The following is a 7,918-nucleotide window of genomic DNA, read 5'->3' as shown; positions in this document are numbered from 1 at the left end:
TTCTCGTGGTACAGTCCAGGCCCCGTCGTCCGCCAACGACGAACCGACCTGTGGGATCCATGCCGCCAAGGCGCTGGGCATCTTCAAGCAAGCCTAGACCGCACACCGTATTGCCTTCAGGCGGAGTGGCGTCCGCTTATGGGTAGGTCGGTGCCGGCGTCGTCCGACCGACAAGCATCGATAGCGGATGGTCCGCCTCCGGGCGTCCACTTCCTCGGAGCCGATCGCCTCGATCGGGTGGAAAGCTGCCAGTCCGCTTCCGAATGAGATCGGCAAGAAGCTGCCATTTGAGTTGGTAAGGAGCTTTCCCCGCAAACTACGGCGTCGTGGGAAACGCCGTGCGCAGCCTTCGGTCCAATTGGTAACTACCTTTCAGCGGCCAAGGTGGTCAGCCGTTCACGCAGCCAGCGTTGTGCCGGATGGTTGGTGGTCCGGTCGTGCCAGACACTCACCACGGTAAAGCCAGGAATGGTGAGCGGCGGTTCCAGCACCTGCACCCGGTCCGACCAGCCATCGGCGATCCGCCGTGGGATCAAGGCGATCATATCGGACCGCGACACGACCTCCGGCACGATCAGGAACCCCGACGTGGACAGGGCTACGGTGCGGTGGCGACCGATGGCCTCCAGTGCCGCATCGGTAGGCCCCGAGAACCCGCCGCCTTCGGGAGACACCACAACGTGCTCCAAAGTACAAAACACGTCTAGGCTGACATATCCCTGTACGGCCGGGTGTCCCTGCCGGGCGATCACCGCGTAATCCTCGCGAAAAAGCTGACGCTGACGCATGGCCGCCGGTGCATGGTCCGGGGTCGCCAGGGCCAGGTCAACCTCGCCACGCTCCAACTGCGTGGCGAGCGCCAGCACGTCGAGGGTACGCCAGGCGATGCGGACCATGGGCGCCTCGGTCCTGAGAGCAACCGAGAAGCGGGTGAGCAGCGCAAACTGCTGGTAGTCGCTCGCGGCGATCACCAGGGTGGCCTGCATAGTCGTCGGGTCGAATGGCGCTCCATCTGCCACAACCCTGCGGACACCCTCCAGCGCGTCATGCAGCGGCTGCTGAAGCTCGATGGCGCGCTGGGTCAGGACCATTCCACGCTGTGCCGGGATGAGGAGATGATCACCAAGGGCGTCGCGAAGCCGCGCCAGCCGGGCCGACAGGGCAGGCTGGCTCAGGTTCAGGCGCCGGGCGGCACGTGTGACGTTCCCTTCCGCCAGCAAGGCTTCGAGGGTGACGAGCAGGCCGAGATCAAGGTTCTTGGTATCCATCTGGTTGATAACAGCAGGCAGAAAGTTCGATTTCAACACCGCATCGTGCGGCTTCATATGGAGATCGCAATCAAGTTGCCGGGGCACCTACCCCTGAAGCTGGAGGCTGGCATCGATGCGACCATCCGGACGAACGCCTCCAACCTATTCGAAATCCCCTTGTCCGAGCTTGGGCAACCCACGGTGACCGCGCTCGATAGGCATCACCCATGCCATTCAGGAGAATATCATGTCTGACCTAGACAACGCCTTCATGCGTCGCTTCGTGCAGTTCATCAACACTGCCGACGAAAAGCTTGGCGACGAACTCATCGCGCCGAATGCGGAGTTTTACGTTCCTTTCCAAAGCGAACCGCTCGTCGGGCCGACGGGCTGGCTCAAAGCCGTCGAGGTGATGCGCGGCGGCTTCCCAGACGTCCAGTGGACGCTCGAGGAGTTGGTCGTCGAGGGTGAGAAGGTCGCCGCGAGATACACGATGCGTGGCACACACGAAGGAACCTTCTTCGGAGTACCGGCGACCGGAGAAAAGATCGCCGTCCAAGCCATGAACTTCTATGACGTGGTCGACGGGAAAATCGTCGGCGAGCGCGGTCTGCCCAATCTCCTCGGGTTGATGCAGCAGATCGGTGCCGTGCCAGCGCCCAGTTGATCGCGACGGCAGATCGACCCAATGGCACGGCGCTGCCCGGCGGATCGAGGCGGGGAACGCTTCTGATCCCGGTTTCGAGGCTGGCCGGTCGGTCCAACCGCCGCCACCCTTGGCTTCGTCTGCAACGGCAATCGTCGGCATGTCATGCCAACGGTAATGGCTAGATGCTCGCCGGCAAAGACAACTATCATCAAGAGACCATCATGAAAGTTCTGATCGTTTACGCGCATCCCGAACCCACTTCGCTGACGCGGCAACTGGTCGATGTGACCGCTGATACGATGTCGGCCGCGGGACATACCGTGATGCATTCGGACCTCTACGGCATGAAGTGGAAGGCGGTGTACGACGCCGATGACTTTCCGGTCCGCGACAACCCCGAACGGCTGTCATTCATCTTGGAGTCGGGCCATGCTTACGGAAGCGGGCATCAGACGTCCGACGTGATCGTCGAGCAGCAGAAGCTGCTCGCGGCCGATGCCATAATCCTACAATTCCCGTTGTGGTGGTACGGCGTGCCCGCGATCCTGAAGGGTTGGATCGAGCGGGTCTATGCCTTCGGCTTTGCCTATGGCTATCAAAACGGCTCCAACCAGTTCCGCTTCGGCGAGGGCATCCTCAAGGGCAAGCGAGCGCTGGTCAACGTGCAGGCCGGCGGCCCGGCGGCCGACTATGGCCCGCGGGGCATCAACGGGCCGATCGAGCAACTGCTGTTCCCGTTGACTCATGGCGCACTGTTCTACCCCGGCATGGACGTGCTCCCGACACATGCGGTCTATGGTGCGGGTCACGTTTCTACGGCGGAGGAGGTGGAGGCCATCAAGGCAGCATGGCGTGTGCGTCTTTCAGGGCTGTTCACCGACACGCCGATCCCCTTCCGGTCGCAAAACGGCGGCGATTTCCCCGACCGCCACACGATGGCCGAACACGTTGCGCCGGGCCAAACCGGCCTCGCCGCCCATTTTGCCGATCTTGCTGGCGCATAGAAAGCAACGTCGATGTCGCCCGGTTGGTCAACTCAGATCGCCGGGGCCTTCGGAGCATGAGGAGTTGGAAATGGATGTAGCACTGATCGGGCTCGGGCAGATGGGTTCGGGCATGGCCAACAATCTCGTGGCGGCCGGTCACCAGGTTACCGTTTGGAACCGGGATCGAGCCAAGGCCGACCCATTCGCCGCTCGGGGCGCGAAGGTCGCCATTGACCTAGCCGCGGCGACCCGGGCTGGCATTGTCATGACGATGCTGGCCAACGACGCAGCCGTCGAGGCGGTCGTGTTCGGAGACGGCGGACTGCTCGCGGCCGGTCCCGATCTGCTCCATATCTCTTGCAGCACGGTCAGCGTGGACCTCACCACCAGACTGGCGGCGGCGCACGCCGCGGCGGGACAGCGTTTTGTGTCTGCGCAGGTTCTGGGCCGCCCGGATGTGGCGGCGGCCGGCAAGCTGTCGGTGATTGCGGCGGGCGCGGAGGAGGATCTGGATGTTGCACAGCCCTTGTTCGACGCGATCGGTGCAGGGACGCAACGGGTCGGCGACCGCCCGGTGATGGCCGCGGCGGTCAAGGTTGCGCTCAACGCCGGCATCCCAGCCATCATGCAGATGCTGACGGAACAGTTCCGCATCGTTGCCGCCCATGGCATCCCCGCCGATCGAATGGCGGCGCTGTTGCTCGACGTGAACTATGGCAATCGCTTGATCGGAAGCTACGGCCCGATCATCGCGGAGCAGCGGTTTGAGCCGGCGGGGTTCCCGATGCGGCTGGGCCGCAAGGACGTGGGATTGGCGCTCGCGGCGGCAGGCGACGCTCATCTGCCGTTAACTGAGCTGATCGCCTCGCGCATGGACGCGATCATTGAAGCCCATGGTGGTGAACGGGACTGGTCGGCGATTGGCCAATGAACTGACGTGTTGCAGGGTCTCTAGCATCACACGAACGTTCGGTTAAGAAGCATCGGCAGGTAGCACGCCTGGCGCCGGGAGCAATCGGGGGTTCACGACCCTAAGATCCGAAACTTCACCTGGCTATGTCCGCTTCTCGGACACGTCGATCCCTGCGGGAAGGGCAACGTTGGGTCGTCATGCGACGTCCTGCATCCGGGATGCCGAACGCCCTATCGTGATGCTGGTCAGCTTGTGGAGTGTCTTGACGGCGTACATCTCGGCATCTGCGGCTGCCAAAATCTCGTAGGCGTCGTCCCCCGGCCGCCAGACAGCACCGCCGGCGCTGAGGCCAAGCGGCTTGTCGAGATTGGAAACGTAAAGGCCGTTCTCGACAAGTACGCGAAGGCGGTCCAGCCGACGATCAAGGTCTTTGCGCGTTGGTTCCAGAAGAAGAATGTAGAACTCGTCGCCTCCTACACGGGCCACATCCTCGCCATTCCGCAGGAAGCCCACCAGCGTCCGACCGACAGATCGGATGGCCTCATCGCCTGCCCGGTGGCCGAACGCATCGTTGATGCCCTTGAGGTCATCAAGATCGACCACCACCAGCGAGAACGCTTCGCCACTGTAGACCGCCCGATCGCAGTTCGTTGTCACGGCCCGGTCGAAGCCGCGACGGTTCAGAAGACCCGTCAGGGGATCCTCGAACGCGGCCTGCTGCATCTCGATCTGCAGCCGCTTGGCGGCGGTGATGTTCTGCGAGATCGACATGATGCGCCACACGGCACCGGTGACGGGGTCTAGACAGGGTGACAGCGTTGTCCGAAACCACTGCCGACCGTTCGCCAGGTCGGCGAACTCCTCGAACTGATGGGCTCGGCGCGTACGAAGGCAGGTGGCGTAGCGATCCTGCAGAACGTCTGCCATGCGCTCGCTGAAGGCTTCCTCGAACAAGCGCCCTGCGATGTGTGAGACGGGAAAACCGAACTCATGGCTGGCCGTCACGTTCATCCCGACCATACGGAAGCGCGGCCCTTCCTCGATGTCGACCACGAAGACCGAAACGTCGAGAGCATTCAAATCGAGGGTCAGTTGCACGCGTGCACTCCTAAATCGCGCACGACCCTACGGTCGGCTTGGTTGATGAAGCGTTCAGTTGCGGTGAAACGGACAGCCGTGCGACCCTCGATGCGAGGCAGGCCAACGCGCTACGAACGGTCGATCAATCCGGTGTAACCGTCGAACCGGAGGCAATAAGAAGGTTCGTCACCTCGAGCTCTGGCAGAGGACGCGAGAAGAGGTACCCCTGACCATAGCGGCACTGCATCGCCTGCAGGCGTTCTGCTTCCGCTTCCGTCTCGATCCCTTCCGCGACGACGCTCATGCCCAGACTGTGCGCCATGGCAACGACAGCCCGCACGAGCGGCTCGCTTGATGCGACACCGTCCATCCGGCTGACGAACGAGCGATCGATCTTCAGCGTGTCGAAGGGCAGGGTCTGAAGGTAGCTAAGCGACGAGTAGCCGGTCCCAAAGTCGTCCAAGCTGATGCCGACGCCGATCTGGCGGAAGCGCTCTAGCGTCGCGCGAACCCAACCTGCGTCTTGGACTGTAATGCTTTCCGTCAGCTCAAGGCGAATGGTGCTGGGCGCGACACCGCTCGACTGAACGATACCGAGGACGCGGTCCGCGAAGCCGACCTGCTGGAACTGGCGTGCCGAGACGTTGATGCTCATGGTGAGGCCAGCCCAGTCCGGGTTCCCCGACTGCCATCGACCAAGAGCCGCGATCGCCTCACGCATCACCCAGTCGCCTAAGGGGATGATCAGACCGGTGTCCTCGGCCACGCTAATGAAGTCACCGGGCGCGACCAGTTCGCCCGTGGAGCGTCGCCACCGCACCAGCGCTTCAAATCCGATGACCCGGCGCGTCTCCAACGGGACGATCGGCTGGTAGTGGAGCTCGAACTCGCCGCTCCGCAGCGCTTGGCGGAGGGCACCCTCGGTTTGGAGGCGCGTGGCGACATTCGCCTGCAATGCGTGGTCGAAGCATTCGACGCGTGAGCGGCCCTGCTCCTTCGCCCGATACATGGCGATGTCGGCTGCTCGCAGCAGATCGGCCACGTCCGCGAAGCGCTCGCTTTGGATCGCGACGCCGATGCTGGCCGAGGTGTGCAGCGCCATCTCGCCGATCTGCATTGGCTCGCGCAGGGCATCGCGCAGACGATCCGCGACGATCAGGGTATCCACGTCCATGGTGCTGCCGTCCACCAGGACCACGAACTCGTCGGCTGCGAACTTGGCGAGGAGCATGCCGGTTCCCTGACCGGAGAGTTCGCCCAGAACACGCCGGAACCGATGGGCGACCGCGACCAGCAGCGCATCGCCAATCGCATGGCCGAGACTGTCGTTGACGAGCTTGAAGCGATCGAGATCGATGAACAGGATCGACAGCGGGAGTCCTGACGCCGCAGCCGCCTTGAACAGGCTGCCCGCCTCCTGGAGAAAGCCGAGCCGGTTGGGCAGACCTGTCAGGGCGTCGTGAGAGGCGTCGAAGATCAGTCGCCGGCGAGCCTGCTCGCGCTCCATAACGCGTCCGAGCTGCGAGCCGATCTGCGAGGCGAGCCCAAGTAGTCCATCGTTGGCATCGTTCGCCTCGCGAAAGAAGAACTCGAACACAGCCACGACGTCCGCCCCCACCAGCACTGGGAATGCGAAGGCCGATCGCAGACCTGCCTGACGCGCGCTGGATGTCCGTAGGAAGTTGGTGTCCGTCGTGACGTCGCGGATCCAAACGGCTCGCGCCGAGGCCAGCACACGACCCGGAAGCCCGTGCCCGTGCGCGAAGGCAATGCGGTTTGATTCGTCGAGGAAGGCGTTGTGTCCGTCCGCATCGTCGCTTTCGACGAGACCGGACGGCACGAGAGAGGTCGGGTCGTCGGCAGCGCGCAGGTAAACGTTGCCGACCGCCGCACCGATCTGCAGGCGGATCGCACCAATGGCGAACCGCAGCGCCTCATCGATGATCTCGCTCTGGTTGGCTTGGGTCGCGATACGTTCTAGGAGGGAAAGGTACTGGCCGCGCTCGTAGAGGTCGCGCAAGCCCCGCTCGGCGATCGCCTCGGCCTCGACACGGGCCGCCCGCTCGCGTTCCAGACGACGCTCCAGACGCCGGATACGCTCATCCCGCTCCGCCAGCGCTTCCGACGAAGCGGGAGCTAGTGTGTCCACCGGATCTCCATCAGGCACCGGTCGGCACCGTGGTTCATGCAGGTGTGGTGCGTGATCACGACCTCCTCACAGTAGAGGTTCGAGGCGCCCTTCACGAAGCCATGGGCGAGATCGCACATGCGGCGCGACGACTCGTAGCCCATCATCACCGATCCAGCCTCGCCCTCGCGGAAGTGGAAGAAGGGGCAGCTTGCGCCCGCATACAGCTTGCGGACCTCCGGATGGATAATGCGGTTGACGCTGAGGATGAAGTCGCGTGACGAAGTATGCCCCTCGAACAGTGCTCCATAGCGCTCGCGCAGGATCGGCATGGCGCGCTCGCCGAACCAGCGCAGCACCTCGGCGTTCGTGATCTTCAGCGTGGTGGCAGCCGTCGCGACGAGCTGGACGATCTCCTCATCATCGTAGTTGCCAAGGGAGGAGTAGGCGCCCGACGCGTTGGCATCGTCCACGAGATCGTCCCAGGTGTCGGGGCCGAACTCGCGTGTCACCGCTTCTTCCAGAAGATTGAAGACGACACCCTTCATCGCGCTTGCCTCACCCCGACGATCCGTCCCATCGACGAAGGCCATGCATAAGCATGAGTCATGAGCGATTGCTTAGCGCGCCAGCTAAATGGCGCTCTTACTTCTTCACTGAGGCCGAGAAGGGCAGGACCAAACGTCGCGCTTCATGAGCTACAGTCGACGTATCGTAGAGTGTCGACCAATCGGGCTCAGCGACAGCCGAATGACCGCAGAGGTATTGGTAGTATCAATCGAATGACGCATAAGGGTCGAAAGCGGATGAACGGTTTCGGGACCGACGGGTGGGATAGCTTGGAAGGTCGATGACGCGGTTAGTCCAAGCGGCTCGACTGCCGCGCCGCAACCGTCACGCACGCCGCGCAGA

General features: G+C 63.1%; 7 protein-coding genes. 3 read left to right on the top strand and 4 right to left on the bottom strand.

Annotation, left to right across the window (positions count from 1 at the left end):
- Positions 1–365: 365 nt before the first annotated feature.
- Complete coding sequence (locus tag AUL35_RS21045; RefSeq protein ID WP_244493869.1) at positions 366–1,325, bottom strand: LysR family transcriptional regulator; 960 nt, start codon at positions 1,323–1,325, stop codon at positions 366–368.
- 172 nt (positions 1,326–1,497) lie between these two features.
- Between AUL35_RS21045 and AUL35_RS21040 the strand changes: the two genes are divergently transcribed.
- From AUL35_RS21040 to AUL35_RS21030, 3 genes are all read left to right on the top strand, one after another.
- Positions 1,498–1,917 carry an ester cyclase gene (locus AUL35_RS21040; RefSeq protein WP_062018523.1) on the top strand — a complete coding sequence of 140 codons (420 nt, stop codon included), beginning with the start codon at positions 1,498–1,500 and terminating at the stop codon, positions 1,915–1,917.
- A gap of 203 nt (positions 1,918–2,120) precedes the next feature.
- A complete protein-coding gene (locus AUL35_RS21035; RefSeq protein WP_062018524.1) occupies positions 2,121–2,903 on the top strand; it encodes an NAD(P)H-dependent oxidoreductase in 783 nt (260 codons plus the stop codon).
- Between the two features lie 70 nt (positions 2,904–2,973).
- Positions 2,974–3,816, top strand: a complete 843-nt coding sequence (locus tag AUL35_RS21030) for an NAD(P)-dependent oxidoreductase (RefSeq protein WP_062018521.1) — start codon at positions 2,974–2,976, stop codon at positions 3,814–3,816.
- A gap of 177 nt (positions 3,817–3,993) precedes the next feature.
- On the opposite strand, the gene AUL35_RS21025 is transcribed toward AUL35_RS21030, so the two are convergent.
- The 3 genes from AUL35_RS21025 to AUL35_RS21015 all read right to left on the bottom strand — a co-directional run bounded on the left by AUL35_RS21025 (position 3,994) and on the right by AUL35_RS21015 (position 7,554).
- Positions 3,994–4,896 (bottom strand): sensor domain-containing diguanylate cyclase, encoded by a 903-nt coding sequence (locus tag AUL35_RS21025; RefSeq protein WP_062018519.1) that lies wholly within the window; start codon positions 4,894–4,896, stop codon positions 3,994–3,996.
- Positions 4,897–5,020: 124 nt separating this feature from the next.
- A complete protein-coding gene (locus tag AUL35_RS21020) occupies positions 5,021–7,027 on the bottom strand; it encodes a bifunctional diguanylate cyclase/phosphodiesterase (protein WP_062018517.1) in 2,007 nt (668 codons plus the stop codon).
- Complete coding sequence (locus AUL35_RS21015; protein ID WP_062018516.1) at positions 7,015–7,554, bottom strand: heme NO-binding domain-containing protein; 540 nt, start codon at positions 7,552–7,554, stop codon at positions 7,015–7,017. Before AUL35_RS21015 ends, AUL35_RS21020 begins: the two co-directional genes overlap by 13 nt.
- Positions 7,555–7,918 lie beyond the last annotated feature (364 nt).

Source organism: Aureimonas sp. AU4 (assembly GCF_001463765.1).
In the GTDB taxonomy this organism is placed as follows: domain Bacteria; phylum Pseudomonadota; class Alphaproteobacteria; order Rhizobiales; family Rhizobiaceae; genus Aureimonas.
The sequence above is the reverse complement of the archived record's forward strand: the minus strand, read 5'-3'. Positions and strand labels throughout refer to the sequence as shown.

What these genes read in the sequence shown, in the direction of transcription:
- AUL35_RS21045 (WP_244493869.1), bottom strand. Translation starts at nt 1,325, where the DNA reads ATGAAGCCGCACGATGCGGTGTTGAAATCGAACTTTCTGCCTGCTGTT.
- AUL35_RS21040 (WP_062018523.1), top strand. Translation starts at nt 1,498, where the DNA reads ATGTCTGACCTAGACAACGCCTTCATGCGTCGCTTCGTGCAGTTCATC.
- AUL35_RS21035 (WP_062018524.1), top strand. Translation starts at nt 2,121, where the DNA reads ATGAAAGTTCTGATCGTTTACGCGCATCCCGAACCCACTTCGCTGACG.
- AUL35_RS21030 (WP_062018521.1), top strand. Translation starts at nt 2,974, where the DNA reads ATGGATGTAGCACTGATCGGGCTCGGGCAGATGGGTTCGGGCATGGCC.
- AUL35_RS21015 (WP_062018516.1), bottom strand. Translation starts at nt 7,554, where the DNA reads ATGAAGGGTGTCGTCTTCAATCTTCTGGAAGAAGCGGTGACACGCGAG.